General features: G+C 50.4%; 22 protein-coding genes. 8 read left to right on the top strand and 14 right to left on the bottom strand.

Features of this window, described 5'->3' with window-relative positions:
• Positions 1-15: 15 nt before the first annotated feature.
• The 3 genes from ACQG11_RS20985 to ACQG11_RS20975 all read left to right on the top strand — a co-directional run bounded on the left by ACQG11_RS20985 (position 16) and on the right by ACQG11_RS20975 (position 1,748).
• The gene (locus ACQG11_RS20985) at positions 16-945 is read left to right on the top strand and encodes a LysR family transcriptional regulator (protein ID WP_063148893.1); all 930 of its coding nucleotides are present in this window, start codon (positions 16-18) and stop codon (positions 943-945) included.
• A gap of 63 nt (positions 946-1,008) precedes the next feature.
• Positions 1,009-1,275, top strand: a complete 267-nt coding sequence (locus ACQG11_RS20980) for a DUF1778 domain-containing protein (protein WP_003857131.1) — start codon at positions 1,009-1,011, stop codon at positions 1,273-1,275.
• Positions 1,263-1,748 carry a GNAT family N-acetyltransferase gene (locus ACQG11_RS20975; RefSeq protein ID WP_426728749.1) on the top strand — a complete coding sequence of 162 codons (486 nt, stop codon included), beginning with the start codon at positions 1,263-1,265 and terminating at the stop codon, positions 1,746-1,748. Before ACQG11_RS20980 ends, ACQG11_RS20975 begins: the two co-directional genes overlap by 13 nt.
• Positions 1,749-1,773: 25 nt before the next feature.
• On the opposite strand, the gene ACQG11_RS20970 is transcribed toward ACQG11_RS20975, so the two are convergent.
• Positions 1,774-2,205, bottom strand: coding sequence for a hypothetical protein (locus tag ACQG11_RS20970; protein WP_317579057.1), 432 nt, complete (start codon positions 2,203-2,205; stop codon positions 1,774-1,776).
• A 278-nt stretch (positions 2,206-2,483) separates the two neighbouring features.
• On the opposite strand from ACQG11_RS20970, the gene ACQG11_RS20965 reads away from it, so the two are divergent.
• On the top strand, positions 2,484-3,422 hold the full coding sequence (locus tag ACQG11_RS20965; RefSeq protein WP_023337308.1) for a hypothetical protein: 939 nt from the start codon (positions 2,484-2,486) through the stop codon (positions 3,420-3,422).
• Between the two features lie 146 nt (positions 3,423-3,568).
• Here the strand turns inward: ACQG11_RS20965 and ACQG11_RS20960 are convergent, their stop codons facing one another.
• Positions 3,569-6,586, bottom strand: a complete 3,018-nt coding sequence (locus ACQG11_RS20960) for a Tn3-like element IS3000 family transposase (protein ID WP_004199413.1) — start codon at positions 6,584-6,586, stop codon at positions 3,569-3,571.
• A gap of 1,273 nt (positions 6,587-7,859) precedes the next feature.
• Between ACQG11_RS20960 and ACQG11_RS20955 the strand changes: the two genes are divergently transcribed.
• A complete protein-coding gene (locus ACQG11_RS20955; RefSeq protein WP_426728748.1) occupies positions 7,860-8,807 on the top strand; it encodes a hypothetical protein in 948 nt (315 codons plus the stop codon).
• Between the two features lie 296 nt (positions 8,808-9,103).
• On the opposite strand, the gene ACQG11_RS20950 is transcribed toward ACQG11_RS20955, so the two are convergent.
• The gene (locus ACQG11_RS20950; RefSeq protein ID WP_426728747.1) at positions 9,104-10,396 is read right to left on the bottom strand and encodes a glycoside hydrolase family 28 protein; all 1,293 of its coding nucleotides are present in this window, start codon (positions 10,394-10,396) and stop codon (positions 9,104-9,106) included.
• A gap of 104 nt (positions 10,397-10,500) precedes the next feature.
• Positions 10,501-11,259 carry a DeoR/GlpR family DNA-binding transcription regulator gene (locus tag ACQG11_RS20945; protein WP_426728746.1) on the bottom strand — a complete coding sequence of 253 codons (759 nt, stop codon included), beginning with the start codon at positions 11,257-11,259 and terminating at the stop codon, positions 10,501-10,503.
• An 86-nt stretch (positions 11,260-11,345) separates the two neighbouring features.
• Between ACQG11_RS20945 and ACQG11_RS20940 the strand changes: the two genes are divergently transcribed.
• Together ACQG11_RS20940 and tam are read left to right on the top strand one after the other, a co-directional pair.
• The gene (locus tag ACQG11_RS20940) at positions 11,346-11,930 is read left to right on the top strand and encodes an NUDIX domain-containing protein (protein ID WP_058676643.1); all 585 of its coding nucleotides are present in this window, start codon (positions 11,346-11,348) and stop codon (positions 11,928-11,930) included.
• Between the two features lie 84 nt (positions 11,931-12,014).
• On the top strand, positions 12,015-12,773 hold the full coding sequence (gene tam / locus ACQG11_RS20935; protein ID WP_032624253.1) for a trans-aconitate 2-methyltransferase: 759 nt from the start codon (positions 12,015-12,017) through the stop codon (positions 12,771-12,773).
• A gap of 6 nt (positions 12,774-12,779) precedes the next feature.
• On the opposite strand, the gene ACQG11_RS20930 is transcribed toward tam, so the two are convergent.
• From ACQG11_RS20930 to ACQG11_RS20895, 8 genes are all read right to left on the bottom strand, one after another.
• Entirely contained in the window at positions 12,780-13,970 is a 1,191-nt protein-coding gene (locus ACQG11_RS20930; protein ID WP_023300111.1) for a cytochrome c biogenesis protein/redoxin, read from the bottom strand.
• A gap of 135 nt (positions 13,971-14,105) precedes the next feature.
• The gene (locus ACQG11_RS20925) at positions 14,106-15,401 is read right to left on the bottom strand and encodes an ATP-binding protein (protein WP_271074743.1); all 1,296 of its coding nucleotides are present in this window, start codon (positions 15,399-15,401) and stop codon (positions 14,106-14,108) included.
• A complete protein-coding gene (locus tag ACQG11_RS20920; RefSeq protein ID WP_023300109.1) occupies positions 15,398-16,138 on the bottom strand; it encodes a response regulator in 741 nt (246 codons plus the stop codon). Before ACQG11_RS20920 ends, ACQG11_RS20925 begins: the two co-directional genes overlap by 4 nt.
• A gap of 44 nt (positions 16,139-16,182) precedes the next feature.
• Positions 16,183-17,178, bottom strand: a complete 996-nt coding sequence (locus tag ACQG11_RS20915) for an alpha/beta fold hydrolase (protein ID WP_032624256.1) — start codon at positions 17,176-17,178, stop codon at positions 16,183-16,185.
• A 134-nt stretch (positions 17,179-17,312) separates the two neighbouring features.
• Entirely contained in the window at positions 17,313-17,540 is a 228-nt protein-coding gene (locus ACQG11_RS20910; RefSeq protein WP_254909581.1) for a GNAT family N-acetyltransferase, read from the bottom strand.
• A gap of 11 nt (positions 17,541-17,551) precedes the next feature.
• The gene (locus tag ACQG11_RS20905; protein ID WP_426728745.1) at positions 17,552-19,759 is read right to left on the bottom strand and encodes a peptidase domain-containing ABC transporter; all 2,208 of its coding nucleotides are present in this window, start codon (positions 19,757-19,759) and stop codon (positions 17,552-17,554) included.
• Entirely contained in the window at positions 19,759-21,012 is a 1,254-nt protein-coding gene (locus ACQG11_RS20900) for an HlyD family secretion protein (RefSeq protein ID WP_032624257.1), read from the bottom strand. The genes ACQG11_RS20905 and ACQG11_RS20900 overlap by 1 nt, the downstream gene beginning before the upstream one ends.
• A gap of 14 nt (positions 21,013-21,026) precedes the next feature.
• Positions 21,027-21,671 (bottom strand): CPBP family intramembrane glutamic endopeptidase, encoded by a 645-nt coding sequence (locus tag ACQG11_RS20895; protein ID WP_023300106.1) that lies wholly within the window; start codon positions 21,669-21,671, stop codon positions 21,027-21,029.
• A gap of 1,274 nt (positions 21,672-22,945) precedes the next feature.
• On the opposite strand from ACQG11_RS20895, the gene ACQG11_RS20890 reads away from it, so the two are divergent.
• The gene (locus ACQG11_RS20890) at positions 22,946-23,494 is read left to right on the top strand and encodes a GNAT family N-acetyltransferase (RefSeq protein ID WP_048965759.1); all 549 of its coding nucleotides are present in this window, start codon (positions 22,946-22,948) and stop codon (positions 23,492-23,494) included.
• On the opposite strand, the gene ACQG11_RS20885 is transcribed toward ACQG11_RS20890, so the two are convergent.
• Complete coding sequence (locus ACQG11_RS20885; RefSeq protein ID WP_150311789.1) at positions 23,482-24,396, bottom strand: bestrophin family protein; 915 nt, start codon at positions 24,394-24,396, stop codon at positions 23,482-23,484. The two genes, ACQG11_RS20890 and ACQG11_RS20885, sit on opposite strands and share 13 nt — an antisense overlap.
• A 201-nt stretch (positions 24,397-24,597) precedes the next feature.
• A complete protein-coding gene (locus ACQG11_RS20880; RefSeq protein WP_063853634.1) occupies positions 24,598-26,049 on the bottom strand; it encodes a tagaturonate reductase in 1,452 nt (483 codons plus the stop codon).
• Positions 26,050-26,053: the final 4 nt, after the last annotated feature.

The raw sequence follows: 26,053 nt of genomic DNA, 5'->3' as shown, positions 1-26,053 counted from the left end.
GCAGGGAGGAAGGAGATGTCCGAACCCGATTTTAATTTGTTGATAGCACTCGACATATTGCTGAGCGAAGCGAGCGTGGCAGGCGCGGCACGTCGTCTGAACCTCAGCACCTCGGCAATGAGCCGGACATTAAGCAGGTTACGCGACGTCACTGGCGACCCGATTCTGGTGCGCGCCGGACGTAACATGGTACTGACCCCGTGGGCCGAAGCGACCCGGGACCATGCCAGGCGTGCAGTGCACGAGGCCAGGGCGGTATTACAGCCCTCAACTGAAACGTTCAGCGCGCGAAGCCTGGCGCGACTTTTTACCATCAGGGCAAACGATGGTTTTGTGGTGGCGTTTGGGCCTGCGCTTATAGCGGCTGTGGCCGACGCCGCGCCGGACGTCTGTATACGCTTTGCGCCTAAGCCGGAAAAAACGTCGCGCTATCTTCGGGAAGGGCTGGTTGATCTGGAGATTGGCGTCCAGAGTAATATGGGGCCTGAAATACGGCTGCAACGACTGTTTGAGGATCGGTTTGTGGGCGTCGTGCGTAAGGGGCATCCGCTGGCTAAGCAGGCAGAAATAGGGGTGAAGGATTATGTCGCCTGGGGCCATGTGGTAGCGTCACCCGAGGGTGCACTGCACGGATCCGTTGACGATGCGCTGGCCGAACTCGGAACAAAACGTAAAATCGCGAGCGTCGTACCGGGATTTCCGACGGCGCTGTCCGTGGCGGTGGCATCGGATCTTATCGCCATGATACCCGCTCTCTATTTACTCAATCAGCAGGTAACGGACCAGGTACAGGTTTTCGAGCTGCCGTTCAAAAGCCGTCTAATTACGGTATCACAGATGTGGCACCCAAGAATGGAACGCGATCCCGCGCACCGCTGGCTGAGAGAGCAAATTCTTGCGATATGCAGAGTGAAGAAGTCAGACATGATTAAGGGACCTGTATAGCGATTGCTATACGCGCCGCTTATGCTATGCTTGTAAAGCAATTGCTATACAAGAGGTATACCCATGAAATCAGATGTTCAACTCAATCTTAGAGCCAAAGAATCCCAGCGGGCGCTTATCGATGCCGCCGCAGAGATCCTCCATAAATCACGTACTGACTTCATTCTGGAGATGGCCTGTCAGGCAGCCGAAAATGTGATCCTCGATCGGCGTGTATTCAATTTTAACGATGAACAGTATGCAGAGTTCATTGATATGCTTGATGCCCCGGTCGCCGACGATCCTGCCATAGAAAAACTGCTGGCAAGGAAACCTCAGTGGGACGTGTAACCCCCCCAGAGCCCTTATCCAGCGTCCATCAACTGGCGGAGTTCGTCAGTGGAGAGGCCGTGCTTGACGAATGGTTAAAACAAAGAGGTCTGAAAAACCAGGCGCTTGGCGCAGCCCGAACGTTTGTCGTTTGTAAAACGGGCACAAAGCAGGTCACGGGATTTTACTCTCTGGCTACCGGCAGCGTTAACCATACGGAAGCGACAGGTAATTTGCGGCGTAACATGCCGGATCCCATTCCCGTGATTATTCTTGCCCGTCTGGCTGTCGATGTCTCAATACGCGGAAATGGGTTGGGAGCCGATTTACTCCAGGATGCGGTTTTACGCTGTTATCGGGTAGCAGAGAATATTGGGGTGCGGGCGATCATGGTTCATGCACTCACTGAGGACGCCAAAGCGTTTTATATCCACCATGGTTTTAAAGCATCGCAGACTCAGGAACGGACACTGTTTCTCAGGCTTCCTCAGTAGCGGCGGGATTTTATGGAATGAATGTTCAGCCCGTCTGGCTGATAAGCTTGCGCCAGACTCTGTTATGCAAAGTAAATAGCAGCATCTTATAGAAAGCGGTAGAGAGGATACAGCTGCCGCTAAGCCCAAGCATGACAATACTTACCAGTGCCGCGGTCAGGCTGACGCCCGGAGAAGAAGTACCGCTCAGCGCAGCCAGCAGATAGGCTGCCGTTAATACCAGGCTTAGCACCGCCAGCGTAAGATGTAACCGCACGGCGCGCATGCTACCTTTGCCAATCATAAACATCGTCACTCCGTTGATGCCGGCAAAGAGCAGGGCGATCAGCACAACCCACACGAAAACGCGCTCTGCTGGCTGGCCGAGCGCGGTAAGTACGCCATACCCCAGCCACAGTTGCGGAATGGTGAAACTGACAATCACCCCGAGCGTACTAACCGCTGCCGGAATACCCATGGTATGAAGCTCGTCAGTTTAGGCAACCGACTGATTCATCGGTAAGCTCCTGAAAGAGAGGAACTCATGAACTAAAGAATAAACTCACCGAATTTAACATAATATACATTATGCGCACCAACATGGATTCAGGCAGAATCCAGTGATTTGTGGGCATCCTTGTTCTCGCAGAATATGGATGTGCTGAGTCTGGTTGGTTCGCCTAACGGTTGAAATGTCTTGCGGCCTTCACTGGGCTTGTTGAGTGTTCTGAATGTTCGCTTCAGGAACTGATTCAAATGAAACGATTAATACTGTTATCTGTTATGGTTGCGACGCTCCCGCCTTACGCTATATCCGCTGAAGATATTTCCCCCGAATCTCTTTCGGGAAAGCCCAGTTTTGAGTTGGGTGATTTTGTTTATTCAGCAATGCCGGATGCTGGTCACGGCTTGTCGTGGGACTGGCAGTCAAACTCAGATATTGTCTGGGCTGACGGTGTTACGCAAACAGCTTCCGGAATGTCACTCCGCACTGGATTTGCTCGCATCAATGTTATGGGCGTTAAATCAACAGTGCTGGAGAAAAGGAAAAAAGAATTAGGCTGGGAGGTTTCCCTTGGAACGTCAATGCCAGCCAAGTTCGGCCCTGAATATATATCAATGGCACCATCAAAATGTGGTGGATATCTGAATGAGAATTGTACATTCAATCCTGCCTCATCACTCACGAAGAGAGGCATTGAGTTTCATAAAATCTGCTCAACCATAGCGGGTGGTCCGAATACTACGGATGTGTACGTCGTCAGGGTAGTCAAAAAAGAAAGCATGTTAATGACATGGGTGAATAGCGCCGGTTCGAGTGCAAGCTCAAGCTGGCTGGAACTGAGAATGTACTCACCTGAAAGTGCAGCATTATATTGTGATGAAACTGTAAAGAAAGAATACTCATTCGCCACTCAGGATGGACGAAGCAAGAAGGAATTAGTGCATGACACTAAAATAATTACGGATGCATTATCAAAAGCCATTTCCGGAATCGATGGTGCTAATGATGCGGTGTGTCATGCCAGGATATTCGCAGACGGTTATGGTGGCATATCTGCATTTGATGCAAGTCAGAAAGATAATGACATTGTATTCTGCGAATCCATCATTAATAGGTTGAGTGGCATTCGGCTCCCCTCACCTTCGAAAAATGCATCAACAATAATTAATCTTGACGTGAAAAACCAATAAGGAAAGCAAGAAAGGAAATGAATTCTTCATTTTTAACAAAATACCTGTCAAAGTTGACGCTCACCATTAAGGGGTTCTAGGGATTTTCCGTCCAAAAACGACAAAGTGCTCTGGAGGCCGCGCCGTCCGTGGCCTCCAGAGGGGTATTACTTTTCGCTGACGGGTAAATATCCCTCGATTGAGCGCATAAGCTCCTCCAGATCTGGCAATTTTTCGCTCAATTCGAAGTGGTAAGTCCCCTTGAGGTTAATGTTGTGCCAGGCCACAGGGGATGCCTGTTTGACGATATCTATTCTCTTGGTATCTCCTTGGTATTCGAAGCTGGTCAACAGCTGGCTGAGTATCCTGGAGTTGAAGTAAACGATGGCATTGGTGACCAGGCGAGCGCACTCATTCCATAGCTGGATTTCTTCGTCTGAACTGCCCCGGAACTGATCCCCATTGACGCTGCTCACGGCCCGACGCAGTTGGTGATAGGCCTCTCCCCGGTTCAGCGCGCGCTGAACATAGTTTCTTAAACTGGCATCATCGATGTAGCACAGTAGATAATTCGCTTTCACCAGGCGATTGTATTCCGTCAGGGCTTCCAGCAGCGGGTGATTGCGCTTGTACTCCGAGAGCTTTCTCACCAAGGTGGCTTGCGTTGTTTTCCGCTGCTTAAGTGATACTGCAATCCGTTGGATGGTATCCCAGTGCTGCGCAATACGATGGGTATTGATTGGCTTTTTTAAGCACAGCTGAATTCGGTGTTCTTTGTCTTCCTTGACATCAAACATGTCATTGATCACTTTGCCAACCTGGGCATAGCGTGGGGCAAACTGGTATCCGAACAGATCCAGTAACGCGAAGTTCACATGGTTCACCCCATGGGTATCGGTTGAGAGCACATCCGGAATGATGTCTGACGTATTGCTCATCAACAAATCAAAGATGTAGTGCGATTCATGTTCGTTGGCGCCGATCACTCTGGCGTTGATCGCAGCGTGATTGGCGATCAAGGTCATGGCAGAAACACCTTTTTGAGTGCCAAAGTACTTCGACGAATAACGGGTTTTGAAGGTCTCGCGCCGGGCTTCGAACTTTTGACCATCGGCACTGGCGTGGATCACATCTTCCTGGATGTTGTAGTACCGGAAGATGGGTAGCTTGGCTGTCGCGTTATTGATGTTGTCGTTAGCAGCATTCAATGTTTCCAGGCGAAGATAGTTCGCCTGGATAGTGCTGAGCTGATCATAGGTACGATCAGAGATCTGTGCCATGCCGTAAATGCCTTGATTGGTTGCATTGCCGACCAGAATTGCCAACAGGTCATATTCATGGGAACGGCTTCTGGATTGGGAACCCAGCACATGAGCGAAGCAGTCAATGAAACCGGTGTCACGATCAACCATGCGCAGTACATCCGCAATCCCCGTTGTGGGAATTTGCTGGAAGAAGGGATTGTTGACCAGATGATGTTTGCTGGCCGAAGGCAGGCGCCAGAAGCGTTTACCCTGCGGATTACGCAAGATGATATTCCGGTTGTCTTCCTGTTCAAGATATTCGCCGACTTCGTACAAACGGGTATCCAATTCCATGGCCATCTGTTTGATCAGCTTTTCAGGCTCCTCCGCTAATTTTGTAAAATGGCTCTGTTGAAGCAGCGTATATTTGTTTTTTCGCCAATGTTCCCCGTCGATCAGGTCGGCGTCGAGTGCCCGGTATTTAGTGATATCAGGCAGCGTCAGCTGGCCATTCAGGCGATCAGGAATCTGTTGATAGAGGAACCACTCATAACGATCGATCAGGATATTCCCTTCACCATCCAGCAGGAATTCACGTGATTTTTTGGAAAGGAGTCTGGTGTCGGCAGTTTGCAACTGAGCGTCCTGGCCGTTGAGTTCGTTTTGTGTTTTCGCCAAGGCGGCCGCTAAGTGCTGGGTGCCGTCGCAGCCTTCGAAGCGCAGACATAGGAACAACTCTCGCAGCAAACCTTTCCGCAGACTTTCTTTCTCGTCGCAGTACTGCCACATGGCTTCATCGACCGATCGTCGCTGCTCGTTCAGGAAGAGACATACAGATTCCAGATCCCTTTTGGTCAGCAGGCTCAGTGCTTGCTGTCTTACTGTTGCAAACGGTAGTTGCAGATCAATGCTGTCATCAATGAACAGGTGCAGTACTTCAGCTGCCTTGCTGACATTTTTAGCTGCTTTTTGCCAATCCTTAAACACCGCTTCCTGCGCATAATCCTTTGCCTTCTGTTTGGTCTGTCTGACATGATGCACAAAGCCATCGGCAATACGTTCCAGCGCTTGCTGCCATCGCGTTTGAAGATAGCACAATAAATACAGCCATTGGCTGCCTACGGTTTGACGTTTCAGTTTGGCACCGTAGTAGTCGACTTTCTCTGCCAGGTGTTGCAGATTTTTCTGCGACAGTGATAGCGTGCTCAACAGCAGATCCACTTCCGGCATCCAATGCTGGATATGGCGATAGACAATCAGTTCTTTCTCCAACTCGGTTCCGGTGAAGTTACGAGCCGATTGTCGCAACTGTCGGAACGGCAGTGGACCTGTGCCGTTCACGAGCTCCGCCAGTGCTTGCTTAAGACCGCGTGACATTGCACGCTCAAGGTGCGCGGCCATGTGTTCCTGTTCGTCTCCCACCACCTGACTGATGATCTTTTGCAGCGTGCTGTAGGCAGGGATTGCGATCTTCTGCCCCGAACAATATTCATTGGCCGCATCGAAGAGGTGCCTAGGCGCTGTCCAGGCTCTGGCTTGCTGGGATAAGTAATCTCTCAACGCCGCTCCATGGTCTTTGACATTCCAGCGCTGGTAGTTGCAGAGCTGGAAAACACGTTGGTAAATCCGTTCGTTCTCTTTTGGCGTGAGATTAAAGGGTCTACAGCCTGGGCCTGGTAGAACGGTTTGATAAACGTATTTGAGGTCCTGCTTGATCTGATGAAAGCCGGGATTCAGCACCACCGGCTTGGCTTTGAAATAGCCCAGCAGTACCACCAGCATGTAACGCTGGCCCCGATGACGGAGGCTTTTAGCGATCGCCAGTTCCTTATCGTTCAGCGAGAAAAAGAAGCGTTGGTCGGCGGAGGTGAAAGCGGGGGGTCCATATAACTCATCTTGTTCTGCCTCGGACAAGATTTGGACACGTTCTTCGAATGCCATGGATTTAGCCCAAAAAGACTAAATCTTACTCAAACAGAGCCCAAATAGGGATCTCGAAAAAAGTAATACCCCTCTGGAGGCCACAGACGGCGGGGCCTCCAGAGCACTTTGTCGTTTTTGGACGGAAAATCCCTAGAACCCCATTAACATAATTCTGACCGTGATGACATGGTTCTATCTAATCGGAACTGACAACCCGATATGGTATTCGATAATTCAGAGTTATGTTTTCATCAGTTTCGATACGGCGAAAATCATCATCACTGTTATCTGTATTGCCTGGATAGTCAGAAGCATTACGGACTATGAACTGAAAACGGTGTTATTTACTCAGGCTGATATTCAAAAGGAAATTCTTAAAGAGTTGCGGGCATTAAGAAACAGCAAGGAAATGCATAATGCGGATACAGCGGGAGATAACTTCAGGATAGACTTTGACAAAGTAGATTACTGATAGCTATCTGATGAGTCCTCACTTCTGTGGGGATTCTTATTTTTCTGTTCTTATTATTGTCAGCTCAAGCCGCATGGCTCTCCTGCGGAGGGCTTAATATTGGGATAATATTGAAACATCAAAGACAGATGCAGATAAGTACAGAAAACCGATAATAACAATTAAACAGTAAGTCTATATAAGAGAACAACAGAACAGATATATAAAAGAATTAACCCCGGTTGGCGATTTGGCGATGGTAGCACGAATATTTAAATCTGTAAAACGGTTATATTTATTTTTTTATTCCCCCCACCCTGTCGGGTGATTCCGGCGCAGTCCTGACCCTGAGTGCGCTCCCTGTAATGCACCATGCGCAACGCCAGAGTCAGTGGCAATGCAAAACCATGACCAAGGGCAAAATCACCCCAAAACCGCATACAGGCAGTCAGCGGTCACGATGTAAGCAAAATACCAGGTACTGTATAAATAAACAGCCCTGCAATTGTCAGGCATATGCGCCCTCTCACACTGGCACCCCCCCCTGTTCCGCCCTGTTTATTGCATCTTTACAGCCATCTGAGCGCATCCGGCTGCAACCTGACGTATTTGTATGTGCCGTATTAATGATGCCACGCAGCGCGCCTGACGGTTTGTACCATCATCTGTCACAATTCATTGTTTGAAAAATTTTATATTTTATTTTTTTGAAGTGATTACATAAATATAATCCATCTCTCCGGCATGAGTGCCTGACTGAAGGTAAATCGAAAAAGAAGGACCCGCCCCGATTCTTTTTTGCTCCCTTCCCTTTCAGTTAAATCACGCAGGAGAAATATCATGCCCCGCTACAAAAAAGGTATCCGTAATAATTGCTTTCATCAAAATTATACTCATGACGTATTGTTTCCCGGTGCAACATTCAGAACCCGACATAATGGAGAATGCGCCATTCTTGGTCGCTCTGATGATAAATCAAGGCGAGGCTATTATGTCGTGGAATTCAAAGACAGTGGCATCATCAAGGAAGCCTATGGCTCGCATATTAAAACTGGTTCTGTATCAGACGAAGCTTTTCCATCATCGGAGGAAGAACGACAAAAGTTACTGATGACACCAAAATATTACGGCGTCGGATATATTGGTAATGGATGTCATTCAACTATTGAAAACACCCGAACACACCAAAGAACGAGAGCATTCATACTCTGGCATAACATGCTGGCAAGGTGCTACATGACAACCAAAGGAAAGCAGTATTTTAAAGGCTACAAAGGTGTCACTGTATGCGAGCGATGGCATAACTTTCAGAACTTCTGCAATGACCTTCCAAAATTGCATGGCTACAACAAATGGAAGGATAATCCGGGAGAGTTTGAGCTGGATAAAGATTATTCACATCGGCGCATTTATTCTGCTGACACGGTGGCATTTATCAGCACAGAAGAAAATGCCAGGGAAGCCGGATTACGACGCGCTGCCATGAAGATTCCTTCCGGGCATTATCATAAAATAAATAAAATTCGAGATGAGATATTAATGGAGGCTGAAGATGAATTAAAAAACAATCAAATTAATTATGAAGTTGTTCTTAACGGGAATATGAAAGTAATCCTGTCTGAAACCCCTTATGGCACAGTGTTGTTCTGGCCTCTCACGAAAAAGATTCAGCGTAATTGCTACATGATTGATGGTGATGTACAGGTTTATGTTCATTACCTGCGCTGGCTCATACTTCAGTGGGAAAACAGAAATCCCGACATAAACTGTGTTGCTACAACCTGTTGATGATGCTATAAAATAGTCATAAAATAACCGGCATTTCACAATGCTATCTATTAATAAGAAAAAACGAACATTCAGGATGTATCTGTAATTCCGCTGTTGCAGTGATTTTCTATGCCAGAAAACAAGTAACAACGTCTGGCAGTTCATTGCAGAAGGCTAAATGCCAGCACTTCGTGCAGTCATTTAACATGTTCAACACATTATGCGCACTTAGATTGAATGCGAGTAAATCCAGCCAGTTCAGACCCATCCTTGTTCTGCTCATTCCGCGCATCATGTCCCTCTGTTCTGTGCCATCAACGTTCATAACTGTCGTTACGGTCTTGCGTGATCTCCACGGCAGTCACCTGTACATCCTTAAAGCGCAGCCCATCCACACCAGAAATTTTCCCGAACTCTGACGCGTCAATCAAAATCCCCTCCAGCGTTAACCCGACCACAGGACGCTCCGGATATCCCTCGATGAAAAATGCCCGCGAAAAGCATTTGCTGTCTGATCGACGCGCCGTCATTTTTTTAATCGTCAGTCCGCTGACCGCAGTAAGACCGGCTTCGCCCTCAACACCTTCAGCCAGTTTGCGCCAGTGTTCTGGTTTATCAGATAAATTGCTCTGGTCGCCATAGCTATACTGCGGAAACCAGTTCAACTGGATCAGCACCGGAAAACGCACGTCCGTAAGCCGTAGATTTTGTACGGTGATATCACGGATAAATCCACCCCGGTTGCGAGCAGATTTAATGCGAAACCCGACGCCCGTTCCGTTAAACGCGTTATCTTCTATCAGGACGCGTTCAATGCCACCTGAAGTTTCACTCCCCAGTGTGATCCCGGATCCCTTATTCAGCGTACATCCTCGAATCACTATATCCCGCGCGGCACGAGCTTTTTGCGCCGCTTCGCGTCCTCGTCCTGATTTGATGCAGATATTGTCGTCATTGCAGGACACAATGCAGCGTTCAATCCGCACCTGTTCGCAGGAGTCGACGTCAATCCCGTCGGTGCTCGGCCCCGCAGAATTGCTGATTTGCACGCCCTCAACCGCGATATGGCGCGAATAACAGAGGTGCATGTTCCAGAATCCGGACTCCCGACTGGTAAAATCACGCAGCAGAATACTCTGGCTTTCAAAGACCAGGATATTGCGCGGGCGCTGACAGTCATAATCAACAACCCAGCGCAATCCTCTTGCGCTGTAATCGCCGACCATGCCGCTGCGCTCGTCATCGCCCCAGTAGCGTTGCCACCAAATTGCACCCTGCCCGTCTATCGTGCCTGTACCGGTAATGCTGACGTTTTCACAATCGATGATATTAATAATGCCTGCCGGCCAACGCATATCAATGCCGGCTACCCGGGTATTTATCAGGGGATAATCAGCCAGATCCTGGCTTCCAACGAGCTGTGCGCCAGCGTCCAGGCGAAGTGAAACACCGCTTTTCAGAAACAACGCTCCGGTCAGAAAACGGCCTTGCGGAATAACGATGACATCGTTCTGTTGAGCACTATTTACGGCCTGCTGAATGGCGGATGTTGCCAGGCGTTGCGCGCTTGGGTCCGCGCCATACGCCAGAATGGAGATCGCTTTCATGGCTTTTCCTTAAACAGATGAAAGCCTTAGTCTAGAAATCCGCGTGAAGGATAACCTTTGTCTGTTTGACAGCCACGCAGTCAGGCTGGCAAAAAAGCGGATATTTACTGGCTTGCGATCACCGCAACGCCCTTTTCTTTCATGGCGCTCATCCAGCGTTCATCCGTTGTGTTTTCAACAACCAGCGTATTCACCAGCGACAGGTCGCCAATCACGAACGCCGAGGCCGTGTTGATCTTTTCCGGTGAGGCCAATACCACCGTTTCCGCCGCTCTGCCGGAAAATGCACGTTTGATGCATGCTTCTTCATAATCTCCGGTGGTCAGCCCGGCCTCAGGATGCACGCCGGTGACACCCATGAAAAACAGATCCGCATGAATATTGTTGATGCCTTCAATAGCGGCCGCGCCGACCGTGACGATGGAGTGTTTATACAAACGACCGCCAATCAGGATCACCTCTATGCACGGATGGTTGACCAGCCCCAATGCAATACCCGGGCTGTGCGTCACCACGGTTACCCGCAAATCTGGCGGCAAGAAGGTAATAAGTTCTGAGGTGGTCGTCCCGCCATCAATGATCACCACCTGCCCCGGTGAAATGAGCTGCGCGCCCCGACGTGCCACGCGTTTTTTTGCATCCATTTTAACGGACTGACGCTCGGCAAAAGGCGCAATCGCTGAAGATGCCGGAAGCGCGCCGCCGTGGACACGCTGCAAACGCCCTTCTGCCGCCAGTTCACGTAGATCCCGGCGGATAGTGTCCTCAGACACCGAGAAAAAGAGGCTGAGCGCAGTTGACTGGACCTGGCCTTCCGCCTCCAGCTTTTCCAGAATCAACTGTTTACGCTTGCTTGTGAGCATGAATTATTCCTGATGTTGCACGATAATTATTGTAATTACACGAAAATGCTGTTTATGATGCATACTCTACGAGAGGAGAGCCAAACGTGCAATCAAAACGTGCAGATATACGCATCATCAACAGCGAAACGTTGTCCGACAACTGGTATAACCTGAAAAAATACACTTTTGACCTCCAGCGCAGCGATGGTGACTGGCAGCGGCAAGAGCGTGAAGTGTATGACCGCGGGAATGGCGCGACGATCCTGCTCTATAATCGCGACAGCAAAACAGTCATTCTTACACGTCAGTTTCGTTTCCCTGTGTTTATCAATGGTCACGAAGAGGATCTCATTGAGGCGGCTGCCGGGTTGCTCGATAACCTTGACCCGGAAAGCCGGATTAAGGCCGAAGCGGAAGAGGAAACCGGGTATAAGGTGACGCGCATAGAGAAAATTTTTGAGGCCTATATGAGCCCGGGCTCGGTTACCGAAAAACTCTACTTCTATCTGGCGGAATATCACCCGCAGGATCGGACCAGCGCGGGCGGCGGCGTTAAAGCAGAGGGGGAAGATATCGACGTGCTGGAAATGACGCTGGACGACGCGCTTCGTGGCATCGAGAATGGCCAGATCGTCGACGGTAAAACCATCATGCTGCTTTATCACGTGGCCCTGAAAGGCATTTTATAATCTCACGTTTATCCGGATACCTGCCCCTGCGCAGGTATTTGCCTGTGCTATTCTTGCTGAACACCTCAACATGGAGATGCGAAAATGGCCGACTGGGATCCTTCTCTATATCTACAATACAGCGCAGAACGCACACGTCCCGCCGCTGAGTTACTGGCCCGGGTGCCGCTTGCTGACATAACCTCTGGCGTGGATTTGGGCTGCGGGCCAGGCAACAGCACCGCGCTGCTGAAACAACGCTGGCCTTCAGCGCAGATAGCCGGTGTGGATAACTCCCCGGCGATGCTGGAGGAAGCCCGACAGGCCCTGCCAGACTGCCACTTTGTTGAATCGGATATCCGTCACTACAAACCTGACCAGCCTCTCAGCCTGATCTACGCCAATGCTTCCCTGCAATGGATCCCGGACCATTACCACCTTCTGCCGCATCTGGTTTCACTGCTCCAGTTAAACGGCGTGCTGGCGATACAAATGCCTGACAACTGGCTTGAGCCGACGCACGCCCTGATGCGTGAAGTTGCCTGGGAACAGGGCTACCCCGATCGTGGCCGCGAGCAGCTGCCGGGTATTCATGCCTACTATGATATTCTGACGGACGCGGGATGCGACGTGGATATCTGGCGCACCACCTACTTTCATCAGATGAGCTCTCATCAGGCGATTATTGACTGGGTCAGCGCGACGGGGTTACGGCCGTGGCTACAGGATCTCAACGAGAGCGAGCAGCAAAACTTTCTGAAACGCTACCTCGAGCTGCTGGAAGAGCAGTATCCGCTCCAGGAGAACGGGCAGATACTGCTGGCTTTTCCGCGCCTGTTTATGGTTGCTCAGCGGGTTCCGTAAGCCGAATCAGGAACGCGCTTCCTTGAGCAAATGCTGAATTACAGCCTCCTGCTTGTCGTAGTTGCCTTCGCCAAACGAGGTGTAACGCAGTTGCCCTTTCGCATCGAAATAGTAATGTGCTGGCCAGTACTGATTACCGAACGCGCTCCAGATTTTGTAGTTATTATCCGTCACTACGCGGTACGGCAACTGCCATTCGTTGACCGCGTTTTTCACCGATGATAACGGCTTTTCCCAGGGGTATTCAGGGGTGTGGACGCCAATCACCACCAGACCTTGTGACTCATATTTCTTCGCCCAGTCTCGAACATGCGGAAGGGTATGCTGGCAGTTGATACAGTCCCAGGTCCAGAAATCGATAAGCACAACTTTCCCCCGCAAGGCCTTAGACGTGACAGGGTCACCGTTTACCCAGCCCGTACCGCCGCTTAATGTCGGTAGCTGGCTGCTCGGCATTGCGTCAGCGATCGGTCGCAGTTTCACCTGCGTGGAGGTTGGTTGCGCAAGGCTCAAGAGAGCGTTTTCCAGCTGGTCGGTAATACCGCTGGCGCCTTTCAGGACCGACGTCATTCCTGAGGCGTTGAAAGCCACGGCGGCTAACATCATCACCCCTGCGCCCTGACGCAGACGCTCCATCAATGCGGATTTGGCTCTCAGAGGGGTTATCAGCTTACGGCCCCCCGCGACAAGCAGCCCCAGCATCAACGCGCACCCACTGCCGTAAGCGGCTAACAGCGCTCCGGTTGCGATGGCCGAGTGGCCAGTAATGTTAATGCCGAAGATCGCCCCGAGAATCGGTCCTGCACAGGGGGACCACAGAAGTCCAACGGCCAGCCCTGCCAGAAAAGCCGAAAACATGCCGTGTCGCTGAACGCTGTGGGTGTTAAGAACGTTCCCAGCGCTGACCGCCGGGCTGGCAATGCGCTGAGCGAACTGCGGGAAGATCAGGGCCAGGGCGGCAATGCTCAGTACCAGCAGCGCAATCCAGCGACCGATAACGGTGGCGTCAGCGATCCAGTCACTGGCAACCGTTACTACCATCGCCACAAACGTGAACATCACTATCATTCCCGCCAGAAGCGCCAGAATGTGTTTGCGCTGCCCCTGAAAGCCGGCGAACAGCAGAGGAATAACGGGAAGCGTGCACGGACTGAGCAGGCTAATCATGCCGCCTAAAAAAGCGATTATCAGAAACATAACGACCTCACGATACAGTTGCTGCGAAGGTGCAGTGAGGTCATTTCACCCTGCGAATGTGTTCAGGCCGTGTGCAAAAAACTGAATTTTGTCTGCCTTCGTATCCGCACGGCGCGCAGATACACAGGCGTACAATTAAACGCGCGGAAGAGTCACGCTTACGGCCAGCCCGCCCTCTGCCCGGTTTGCAAGATGCAATTTCCCGTCAAGCTGGGCGGTGAGCTGCGCGGCAATGGCGAGGCCTAACCCGGTGCCGCCCGTTTCGCGGTTGCGCGACGTTTCAACCCGGTAGAACGGCTGTAACACCGCCCCCAGTTCTGCCTCCGGGATGCCGGGGCCGTTATCCATAATGCGGATCGCTACCTGCCTTTCATCTTCATCAATCTCTATTACCGCGCTATGGCCAAACTTGAGCGCATTATCCAGCAGATTGGTCATTACCCGGCGCAATGCCTGGGGGCGGGTGACGATCGGCAGACGTGTACTGCGTGCATGAAACTGCACGTTTTTACCAATGTCCTGATAATCACTGGCGATGCTGTTAACCCACGCGTTTAGCTCCAGCTTAAGCGTGGTCTCTTTCAGTGATTCTGATGACCGGGCATAGGCAATACCTTCTCGTACCAGGCGCGACATATTATCCAGGTCGCTCAACAACTTATCGTGGAGTTCGGGCTGATCCGCCATTTCGACCCGCAGCTTCATACGCGTGATGGGCGTCTGAAGATCGTGAGAAATGGACGCCAGAATCTGCGCGCGTTCACGCAGATAAGTTTGTATCCGCGACTGCATCTCATTAAAAGCCTGCGCCGCCTGTCGCACCTCAACCGGACCTTTTTCAGTCATAGGAGAATGGGCCGCAGGATCGAGGGAATCAACCGCGCGCGTGAATTGCAGGAAAGGCCGGACAACCTGGCGCACGGCAATCCAGGAGCAGAGCGCGACAAGTAACAACTGAAGAACCAGCACCACGGGTAACCAGCTGGCGACTGGCGGCATGCGCGGGATCAGATCGATAGTGAGCGGTGCGCCGTCGCGGAGCGTCAGATGGGCCTGAATGTGGGAAACAGGCCCCGGCACTGCCGTAAACTGGAGCGGATATTGAACTGAAAGCGTCTCTTTCAGGGTGCGAATCGCATCCCGCGAGCGCTTGTCCGTTGGCGCAGCGCCAGCCTCGCCGGGACCAAGGATATAACGATAATTACCGCGACCGAGCCGTTCCAGCCACTCTGGCCGCTCTTTGGCCGGAAGCCGGTCGAGAATGGCCACGCTGGTCGCCACGTCATTCTCAAGATTGCCCAGCATAATCGTGCGCGCGCTGTGCATTCGCTCAACCATGACCAGCGTCAGGCTGAGCGCGTTAGCCAGCAAGAGTCCAAGCAGCACAATGATCAGCAGCCGGGCCAGTAAGGTGCGGGGCCACAGCGTCATTCATTGGCCTCGACGATGGTCACCGGCATAGTAAAAACGTAGCCTTCGCTGCGAACGGTTTTAATGTAGGCTGGCGAGCGGGCATCTTCATTCAGGCGCTGTCGCACGCGGCTCACCAGGAGATCAATCGAACGCTCAAACAGCTCGGCATCACGTCCCTGCGTCAGGTTCAGCAGTTGATCGCGGGTCAGCACCCGTTGAGGATGATCGAGAAATACACGCAGAAGGCGATATTCCGCCCCGCTGAGCGCCACAACCATCCCCTCGTTATCAATCAGATGACGCGCCACGGTATCCAGCTGCCATTCACCGAACACCACCAGGCGCCCTGCCTCGGTCACCTGAAGATTAGGCGGCATAGTACGAAAACGGCGCAGGATAGTTTTGATACGCGCCAGCAGTTCGCGGGCCACAAACGGTTTTACCACATAATCGTCGGCGCCCATCTCCAGCCCCAGGATCCGGTCCATGTCCTCGTTGCGCGCGGTGAGCATCAGGATCGGCAGATCCTTATGCCTGCTGCTGCGCAGCTGTCGACACACCGTCAGGCCATCATCACCGGGCATCATCACGTCCAGCACCACCAGGTCGATATGCTGTTTGTCGAGCACTACGCGCATCTCTTTACCGTTCGCCGCGCCAGAGGCGTGGTAGCCGGATTTCACGAGGTAATCGACAATCAGTTCACGAATATCCCTGTCGTCATCGACGACAAGGATGTGATCAATATGCTCCACCGCAGGCTCCTGATTAAGAGGTAACGGATTGAAAATAGCACATATCAGAGCTTATCCGCGTCGACAACGGCTTTAACAAAGTCCTGCGGATCTTCCTGCGGCGGGTTGTGGCCAACCGTTGCGCCGAAAGTACGGTGCTCATATTTTCCGGTGAATTTCCCCGCATAGGCTGCGGGTGCAGGATGTGGTGCTCCGTTGTTACCGCCCTCGATGGTGATGGTCGGCACCGTAATATTCGGTAGCGTAGCCAGCTTTTGTTCGTAGGCGTCATATTTCTGCTCACCCTTCTCCAGCCCCAGACGCCAGCGGTAATTACTGAGCGTGACGGCAACGTGGTCTGGGTTATCGAGGGATTTGGCGCTGGCATTGAAGGTGGCATCGCTGAATTTCCAGTCAGGCGAAGCCTGGGACCAGATCAACCGGGCAAAATCGTGCGTATTTTTAGCATAGCCCTCCGCCCCGCGCGGCGTGGCGAAATAGAACTGATACCACCACTGAACCTCTGCCTTCGGCGGTAAAGGCTGTTTGCCAATCGCCTGGCTGCTGATCAGGTAGCCACTTACCGAGACCAGCGATTTCACTCGATCCGGCCAGAGCGCCGCAACGATATCCGCCGTACGCGCCCCCCAGTCATAACCGGCAAACACCGCCTGTTTGATATTCAGGGCGTCCATCAGGTTGACGATGTCTTTCGCCATTGCCGAAGGCTGGCCGTTTCGCGGCGTTTTATCAGAAATAAAGCGCGTGGTGCCGTACCCGCGCAGGGATGGCACAATGACACGATACCCCTTCGCGGCCAGCGCGGGGGCAACTTCCGCGTAGCTGTGAATATCGTACGGCCAGCCATGCAGCAGGATCACTGGTTGCCCGTCTTTCGGCCCGATATCGACATAACCGACGTTCAGATCGCCGGCGTTAATTTGTTTTACCTGGTTAAAAGCCGACGAGTAATCCTTACCCATCGCTTCCGCCTGACAGGACATCACGGTGCCAAGCGAAACGGTCAGGGCGACTGCTGAGTATGCGAGTTTGTTAAACATGATGTTATCTCCGGGTGAGTTCAGTTGACGGAGATATAACACCATGCGTTTGTATAAAGGATGTGTGCGGATGCGGTTTTATTGCATACCTGTGTATGTATCACAGACGCAGATACAGTGTGATACAAACCCGGTTAAGGGGTGATTCGGTACCGGACGTAATCGTCGGCTTCACCATAGTGGTCATACAGCTTACGCGCCGGATTGTGCATGCGGGTTACCCAGTAGAGTTTTGACCACCCTTCCCGCTTACCCTCATCGATCAGGGCGTCGATAAGCGCTTTACCCGCCCCTGCGCCACGTTCGGCAGCGTCAACAAATAGATCTTCCAGATAGGGGTAAGTTTGGATATCGAAAATTATGTACGTTAAGGTTAATTTTTTGCCATCACGTCATTAGTATATTCACAAACAGACTCGCCATTATTGACTGTATGCTGGAGATTCAGCTCCGTTAAGTAGCCGTCTGCCAGATACAAAACCCGGTCTGCAGAGGCTATGGTTTCCGGGCGATGGGCTATCAGCAGAACAGGAAGCCCCAGTTGACGTAAGGTCTGGCTTATCCGGATTTCACTCTCAACATCAAGGTGGCTGGTCGCTTCATCCAGTAACAGGAATCCCGGTTTCTTGTACAACGCCCTTGCCAGCAGAATGCGTTGTTTTTGTCCTCCGGAAAGCCCTCCGCCGGTTTCACCAATCAGCGTCTGATACCCCATCGGCATTGCCATAACATCGCTGTCGATAAGTGCCAGTCTTGCGCACTGGATCATTCGTTCATAATTTCGGTCATCACTGAAAAAAATAATGTTATCTGCTACAGAACCTTTGAAAAGATGGTCATCCTGCAGTACGGTACCGATACGCTGACGAACCTGAAAATAATCCGGATGCGTATGCAATATGCCAAATGCCCTGATCCTGCCCTCATCAGGGATGTGGATCCCAAGGATAAGCTTCACCAGTGTCGTTTTCCCGCATCCGGATTTACCTGTAATGGCAACGACTTCTCCGGGATTGAGTGTCAGCGACACCCCGCCGATTATCGGATTTTCCCCTCCCTTGTGGCTGAAGATGATGTGCTCAAGTACTAGAGGAGCATGAGCATATTCATCCATCTCCCTGCGGGATACAGAAGGAATGTGCGAAGCGTTGTTATGCTCACGAAAAGGCTGTTGCTGAAGGCCTTCTGTCGGGGTCAGTACAATATCAGCCAGTCGTTCGTTGTAAACATCGAGCATACGCCAGGAAAAAAACTTATCAGTCAGGCTACTGATACTGGAAGAAAAACGCGTCTGATAGGATAAATAAGCAACCAGCATGCCGACGGTGAAGGTACCATTCAATACCTCCCCGGCGCCTTTCCACAAAATGATTGCTGATACCACGCTGCCGGTAAGAGTGTGAGCAATGTCATAGCACATCAGCAGACGGCTCTGACGCAACTGCGTATTTCTGCGGGCAACGTTGAGATTCAGCCAGGCGGCCTCACGATGTGCCGTCACACCGTTAATTCTCAGGCTGAGGATCCCGTTGAGTGTTTCAAGAAAATGCCCGGACTCCTTGGCACCTGCATCCCAGGCATCTTCTGCCGACTGTCGAAGGGACGGATACCACAGTGCCCTCAACACACCATAGAAAATGGCTGCAAGTACGGCGATCAATGTCATTTCAGAACTGTACAGCAGCATCATGCAAAGCGCAGTCACCACGAGCAACACATCCAGAATACCTTCCAGCACTTGCGTAGTCAGCGCCTGCTGGATGGTATCTACCGCCTCAAAACGAGCATTAATACTCCCCTTACTGCGTGCATCAAACCAGGCCAGAGGAAGATGGACAAGATGATGGAAAACCCGTGCTGTCCACTGCATGTTAAAATTGACGGACAGTGTAATACTCGCCCACTGGCGGGCCAGTGACAGCAGCATCTGGGTCAGTGACATCAGCAGAAGCGCAATAATAATGACGGTCAACAAACTCTGGTCGGCAGCCACCAGGACTTCATCAATCACCAGCTGGTTGAGAAGCGGGCTTCCCAGTGTCAGGATTTCGAGTGCCACGGCAAAAACGATAATTCGCGACATTGCCGACAACAGACCCGGTGTTTTACCTGTCAGTTGGCGCAGATGGATTTTTTTCCTTTCATCCCGAGCGGTAAAATCACTGGCTGGCATCAGCTCCAGCGCGACGCCGGTGAAATGTTTTCCAGCATCCTGTAGGGAGAGCGTTACTTTTCCCTTTTCCGGATCATGAATAACCAGCCTGCTTCCGCGAACTTTATGTAGCACAACAAAATGATTCATGTTCCAGTGGAGAATACACGGGAGAGAAAGGGATCTTAGGTCCTCAAGCTCCAGCCGAACTGCCCGGCTGGATAATCCGATACCGGCCGCACATTCAGTCAGTCTCTGCAGGGTCATCCCTTGTGAGCTGATACTGAAACGTTCGCGCAGTGTGGGTAAGTCTGTTTGCAGACCATGCCAGCAGGCCATCATGACCAGGCATGCCAGACCACATTCCGCTGACTCTGTCTGTCGGGTGAGAGGAAGCTGTTTTCTCCCGGTCCATTTGAGTGTATCCATCACAGCTTTCCTTTCAGGCTCCAGAGCGGCTCAGTCAGCCACTCCCACAAATTGCGGGTATCCAGGCTGACATCCCCCTCAAGAACCATGCCGGGGCGCAGGGCTTCCTGTTTCCCATAAGCCAGAATAAAAGTATTTTCAGGTTCAACGATGACGCGGTAATGACCTTCATTCTCCTTCCAGGTCACAGGAGATACGGAGAGTAAATCAGAAGATGTCAGCGTTGTATGGCTTATTTCACGGATAGTCCCGTACTGCACACCAAACTTCTGATAGGGGAAGGCAGAGAACCGCAGGGCAACACGCTGCCCCGCCTGAATAAAGCCAGCATTCTGACTGGTAGCATAGAGTTCTATCTGCAAACGGGCATTGTCGGGAATGAGGGTCATGACAGGTTCAGATGCCCTGACAGACTGTCCCTGTCTGACCAGCACGGCAGCAACGGTTCCGGATACCGGTGAAGTCAGCGTGAAATTTTCCTTACCTGCCAGTTCGTCCTGCTGTTGCCTGATAACCTGCAACTGCCTGTCCATTTCAGCCTTCCGGCTTTCACCCTGAACGATGAGATGGTCAAGGTCGTCTTTAGCAGCCTCCATCGCGGTGTGCAGTTGCAGAAGCCCCTGACGCTGATCCTCAACGTTTTGCTGTGACGTTGAAACGTCAATCTGCTTCTGCTGGTATTCGATATCTGATACGTAATGCGTATCAGCAAGTTTCTTATAGCGCTCCATAACAGACACGGCCAGCGCAGCCTGATGCACGGCAAGTGACAGACGCTTTTCTGCACTTTTAACCTGAGGTTTCAGGGAAACTATTCGCTGTTGTATGGCATGCTGCTGCTGACTGTTGTCACGCAATTCCAGGGTCTGTTGAGAAGTCAGCATTGTAAACTGAGTTTGTAGGGAAAGTCTTATAGCAGCGAGTGTACCTGCCCCCTGTTCGTTGAAATGTTCACCGCTGATATGATAAAGAGTCTCACCGGCAATAATGTGTTGACCTTCTGAGGCGGTCAATTTGGTTACGTAGCCAGCATATTGAGGAGTGATTTTTACCAGCCCGGATGAGGGCATAACGATTCCGGAAAGGTGAGCCTTACGTGTATAGCTACCATAAAGAATAAAGAGTATCAGGCACAGAAATATGAATAACGTTGTGAGTGCGCTTACTGATAAACCGAATGACGCAGGTAAGACAATCTCACCATAATCAGAATCTGTTTGATGATTTAAAGCCTCTTCCCTGAAGATATTCATATCCCAAATACCCTTCAAAAATTTAACGACAAAACAAAAGCATTCATGCACGAATGAATTATAATAGGATAAAAAAGCCCTCTGCTTCTTATTCTAACTATTAATAGCAATATTGACACCAAAAAAAGAATGGATTGATCTAAAATGTTATAATACTGTCCATGCATCAGACAAAAAGACAATGAAGTCAATATACATGGGATAATATACTTTTTATTAAAAATTGAGTGGAAAACACCGAAGATACAGCCCCTGTATATAATCTCCTCATAATATGGGACTACGAAGGTGGCTATTATAAATGCTATAAAACTAATATGGGAAGGTCCATAATGATATAAATTATCCCTGTAAAGATAAACATTATACTGAACCAGCAAAATGACAAACAACACAACAATAGAAAATTTTATTGAAGTTAAATCTCTACTTGGGCGTAATTTAAAACCATCCAACTTCCTTAAGTAAAAAATATACAAGAAAAATGCAATTGAAAATTCCGCAATAAACAATAAGAAAAATGACACATCGAGAGTAAGATAGCGGAGGGTTATGGATGGCGATAACGTAATTATTATTGAGATAACAGACGCAATAAAAAGAACAATTACGTTTTTCTTACTATAAATGAATGGATAGACATGCCTAAAGATTATCATGTTCAACCTATTATTAATTCATATTTTATATAAGAATCAACAAATATGGTTATGATATCGTAATTATTTTTTGATATCATGCACTTTAACTTCAGTGAACATTTGTAATGATTCCATTCTGCAACACAACAATTTTTATCGGAGTGTACTTTATTTACTTTTAAACCTATTCATCAAGTTAACGCCCCATCGAGTTACTGCTATTAATACAATCAACGCAATAAGAAACCTTGATATAATCCCTGGCCGTGATACTTCGTCAAACTCAAGAACTTCAGCGTATTTCAAAAGGGTAAATGCGATAATGAAAAAAAATAAGTAAATTAGGAAATTTAAAAATTGTTTCATGCTTAACCCGATACTTGTGATTACATTAACTTTATCAAAAATAATAGCTCATCATGACTAATTCGAATAATCATTAAATATCGAAACACCTAGAATAACATTCAGTTATAATGAGCTTTTAAATTATTATCACACACAACTCAAATTACTTACCAACGGCATTGTCCGGGGCCGTTGTAATTATTACTTTTATCTTTACTACCACGATCTGAAAAACTATCTTTTGTGCACTGGCCAGCTATAGCTCCACCAATTACCCCAGCGGTCATACCCACTGGCCCCCCAGGAGAGCCGGCGATTAGACCACCGATGATTCCTGCGCCGCATGAGTCAACGCCCTTGTAAATAGAGCCATTGTTTCCTTTTGAATTACCAGATTTAGAGCTGGTGTTACGACTACCGGCACCTTCATAATTACCGCTTCCATTGCCGCCACTTACTAATGCTATCTCATTAAGGCTTTATGCTCTTATATTCGACATAAATCATCTCCATTTAATTTAGTTTTGCATTTTGTGCTAAAAAAATATCTTACATTACTTAATGTAAAGAAAGTGTATTTATGTAAGCAAATGTAAATAAGCTATTGAACTTCGTAAACCGTAGCTCCATTTGGGAGCAGTTCAGCTCCTGCATGGGCAGGCCTATAACACGAAATCGACCTGGAGGTACGGTAATGTTCAGGCATCTTTTCTGACGTCCAGCGCGCAATCACTTCTGCGTCGTAACAGATTTTACAGCCATGGCGCATCGCTTCGTTACGGACGTGCCAGAGTGTTTCGGCTTCTTCGGGCCTGGCTTTTCTTGGCATTACATACTCCTTTATGGATAAATCTGAATAACAAAAGCACGACCAACTGGAATGTGATATTGATGAAATATCAGAACCCAAACAAATGATAACGCTCAAATATGGAGATCACCGGATGACGATACCCACGCTTACGACAGAACGCTTATTACTTAAACCCCTTGTTGCCGCCGATGCCGTCCAGATCCAGCAACGCTATCCGCGCTGGGAGATTGTCCGCTATATGGTGGCTTCAGTCCCCTGGCCCTACCCGGAAAACGGTGCAGAAAATTATGTCAACAACGTTGCACTGCCCGATATGGCCAAAGGGATTGCGTGGTTCTGGACGATTCGCAGCCGTGAAGCGCCGGATGAACTGATGGGGTTAATTTGCCTGTACGACGTCGAAGACAACAACCGGGGCTTCTGGCTCGCGCCGGAATTTCAGGGACAGGGATATATGCGTGAGGCGAGTATCGCGGCAACGGATTACTGGTTCAATACGCTTAACAAAGCGGTGTTACGCGCGCCGAAAGCGGCGGCCAACAGCCGCTCCCGACGTATTTCAGACAGCAGCGGCATGCGACTCATCAGGACAGAGAAGAAAGCCTATGTCAGCGGCCTGCTGGATTCGGAGCTGTGGGAAATCACCCGCGACGAGTGGAATGCCCGTCAGGTCAGCTGATAATGCTTATCCGGCATTAGCCTTTCAGGGATGTTCTCTTCATCGTTCATCTGCAACAGATCGCGCTCCATCATGTTGCAGATGGCGTCCAGCGGCAGATCGTTATCTTCCGTCCCAAACGGATCTTCCAGCTCTTCCGCCAGCGTATCAAGCGAGATAAAAGTGTAGGAAATCAGCGCAGAGACAAAGGGCGTCATGTAATGCAGATCAACAACCAGCGCAAACGGCAGCATGATGCAGAACAAATACACCGTTCGGTGCAGGATCAGCGTATAGGCAAACGGGACTGGCGTATTGGCGATACGCTCACAGCCTGCCAGCACGATGGACATATCGTTCAGGCGGTTGTTGAGGCTGTGAAACAGGATGTCTGAAAGGTGCCCGCTGCGCCGCCGTACGGCCAGCCACTCCCCCATGATCAGCAGGATACGGTTCGCCGGCGAGTTGGCATCCATCACTTTGCGTAAATCGTCTGGAGCCAGATAGCGGGACAGCTGATCGGCATTGGTTTTTCTGCGCAGTGTCATACGCAGACAGTTAGCAAACGCGATTTGCAGGCGGACAAACTCTCCAAGATGTTTATCATCCGGCAAGGTGTTTTTTACCTCGCGAAACAGCGAGCGCGCCGCTATCATCAACTGCCCCCAAAGCAGACGCGCCTCAACGTAGCGCGAATAACAGGCGTTATTGCGAAATCCCAGGAAGATGGCGATAGCCACGCCCAGAATGCTGAACGGCGCGACGGTAAAGCGGATACCCAGCGAGGTGTACCACGGCAGCATGACAATCACGGCGATGGAAAGCAGGAAGTTAAGCAGCAGTCGGGTATAAATTTTGGGAAGTACCGAACCATGCCAGACAAAAATCAGTTGCAGCCAGTGCTGTTGAGGACGAACAATCATAATCAGCTTCAGAAAAGTAAAGAGCGCGGCTATTAAACGTGATCCTCATCACGGTTGCAAGCATGTTAATAGTTCATTGCATTTTCTGACCTGTTAAGCCCTGACCGCACGGTGCTGCCTGTGCTTTTTAAAAAAAGGACGTATAGTATGTTGTAACTAATAATGGTCTGTAAAAAACCCGGCAAACGCCGGGCATTATGATTAGCAGAGCGGTTTCACCGCCTCGCGCATGCCTTTGCTTAAAATTGCATCCAGATCCTGCGCAACCTGGTCTACCAGTCCGTTCACCAGAGTGAGATCCTGTTCCCAGTGCTCGCTCACGCTTAATACCGACGATACCAGTTCACGGGTAGTGACTTGTTTGTCGTGATGTTGCGTCCACAGCTGCTGGTAACGTTCAAGCCAGTGCGCATCGTCCTGCACCGGATAGCGCTCACCGTTGCGCTCGGCACGGTAAAATGCAATTAGCGCCGCCAGGGCAAAGGTCAGACGTGCTGGCAGTTCACCGGTCGCCTTCTGCCCTGCCAGCAGTTGCGGCAGAATGCGGGTGCGGTACTTGGTCATCCCGTTCAGTGCAATCGACAGCAGCTGATGCTTAATATACGGATTACGAAAACGCCCCGTTACGGCACTGGCGAAGGAGTGCAGCTCATCGCGCGGCAGATCCAGGACCGGAATAATCTCTTCATAAATAGCCTTCTCTACGAACGCGCAAATCTCCCCGTCGTTCATGGCTTCCCCTACCGTATCCAGCCCGGCCTGAAAAGCGACCGGAACCAGCGCCGTGTGCGCGCCGTTGAGGATCGCCACCTTACGCTCTTTATAAGGCTTGATATCGTCAACAATCAGGACGTTGAGCGGGTATTTATCCAGGCGCAATTCAGCTGAAAGTGATTTTGGCCCCTGAATAACAAACAGGTAGAAATGTTCTGCCGTGTCGAGGAAGCTGTCGTGATAGCCCAGCCCGGCTTCCAGCTCTGCCACCTCATCACGCGGATAGCCGGTAACAATGCGGTCAACCAGCGTCGAGCAGAAGGTGTTAGCGTTATTCAGCCACGCAATGAATGCCGCTGGCAGCGCCCACTCCTGTGCATAGCGCAGCACCAGTTCACGCAGGGTATCGCCGTTGTAGTCGATAAGCTCACAAGGAATGATGATCCAGCCTTTATCCGCAGCCCCGTTAAAGTGGGTAAAGCGTTCGAACAGCAGACGCGTCAGTTTGGCCGGATAGCTGACAGCTGGCGCATCGTCAAACTTATCGCCCGCGTGATAGCCGATCCCCGCCTCCGTGGTATTGGAGAAGACAAACCGCATCTCCGGGTTATGGGCGAGTTTCAGGAATTCATCGTACTGGCTGTAGACGCTGATTTCACGATTCACGGAACGAATAAGACGCGCATCGCTTACCGCTTCCCCCTCCTCATTCAGACCACGAATAATCGTGGTATACAGACCATCCTGGGTGCTCAGCGACGGCGGAAAATCACTCTGGATCGGCCGCACAATCACCACACCTGCATTGAGATCGGTATGCTCGTTTAAGAGGTCGATTTGCCAGTCAACGAACGCGCGGAGGAAGTTACCTTCGCCAAACTGGATGATACGTTCAGGGTAGCGCGCACCGGGGAAATCACGACGGTTGAGTGTGTTCACAATG

The sequence above is a fragment of the Enterobacter cloacae complex sp. 372C4 genome, assembly GCF_050030615.1.
Lineage (GTDB): Bacteria > Pseudomonadota > Gammaproteobacteria > Enterobacterales > Enterobacteriaceae > Enterobacter > Enterobacter intestinihominis.
This window is presented reverse-complemented; position numbering and strand designations above follow the sequence as displayed.

Excerpts from the sequence above, each read along its gene's own strand:
- ACQG11_RS20985 (WP_063148893.1), top strand. The coding sequence starts at position 16 with ATGTCCGAACCCGATTTTAATTTGTTGATAGCACTCGACATATTGCTG.
- ACQG11_RS20980 (WP_003857131.1), top strand. The coding sequence starts at position 1,009 with ATGAAATCAGATGTTCAACTCAATCTTAGAGCCAAAGAATCCCAGCGG.
- ACQG11_RS20970 (WP_317579057.1), bottom strand. The coding sequence starts at position 2,205 with ATGGGTATTCCGGCAGCGGTTAGTACGCTCGGGGTGATTGTCAGTTTC.
- ACQG11_RS20965 (WP_023337308.1), top strand. The coding sequence starts at position 2,484 with ATGAAACGATTAATACTGTTATCTGTTATGGTTGCGACGCTCCCGCCT.
- ACQG11_RS20960 (WP_004199413.1), bottom strand. The coding sequence starts at position 6,586 with ATGGCATTCGAAGAACGTGTCCAAATCTTGTCCGAGGCAGAACAAGAT.
- ACQG11_RS20955 (WP_426728748.1), top strand. The coding sequence starts at position 7,860 with ATGCCCCGCTACAAAAAAGGTATCCGTAATAATTGCTTTCATCAAAAT.
- ACQG11_RS20950 (WP_426728747.1), bottom strand. The coding sequence starts at position 10,396 with ATGAAAGCGATCTCCATTCTGGCGTATGGCGCGGACCCAAGCGCGCAA.
- ACQG11_RS20945 (WP_426728746.1), bottom strand. The coding sequence starts at position 11,259 with ATGCTCACAAGCAAGCGTAAACAGTTGATTCTGGAAAAGCTGGAGGCG.
- tam (WP_032624253.1), top strand. The coding sequence starts at position 12,015 with ATGGCCGACTGGGATCCTTCTCTATATCTACAATACAGCGCAGAACGC.
- ACQG11_RS20930 (WP_023300111.1), bottom strand. The coding sequence starts at position 13,970 with ATGTTTCTGATAATCGCTTTTTTAGGCGGCATGATTAGCCTGCTCAGT.
- ACQG11_RS20925 (WP_271074743.1), bottom strand. The coding sequence starts at position 15,401 with ATGACGCTGTGGCCCCGCACCTTACTGGCCCGGCTGCTGATCATTGTG.
- ACQG11_RS20915 (WP_032624256.1), bottom strand. The coding sequence starts at position 17,178 with ATGTTTAACAAACTCGCATACTCAGCAGTCGCCCTGACCGTTTCGCTT.
- ACQG11_RS20905 (WP_426728745.1), bottom strand. The coding sequence starts at position 19,759 with ATGGATACACTCAAATGGACCGGGAGAAAACAGCTTCCTCTCACCCGA.
- ACQG11_RS20900 (WP_032624257.1), bottom strand. The coding sequence starts at position 21,012 with ATGAATATCTTCAGGGAAGAGGCTTTAAATCATCAAACAGATTCTGAT.
- ACQG11_RS20895 (WP_023300106.1), bottom strand. The coding sequence starts at position 21,671 with ATGATAATCTTTAGGCATGTCTATCCATTCATTTATAGTAAGAAAAAC.
- ACQG11_RS20890 (WP_048965759.1), top strand. The coding sequence starts at position 22,946 with ATGACGATACCCACGCTTACGACAGAACGCTTATTACTTAAACCCCTT.
- ACQG11_RS20885 (WP_150311789.1), bottom strand. The coding sequence starts at position 24,396 with ATGATTGTTCGTCCTCAACAGCACTGGCTGCAACTGATTTTTGTCTGG.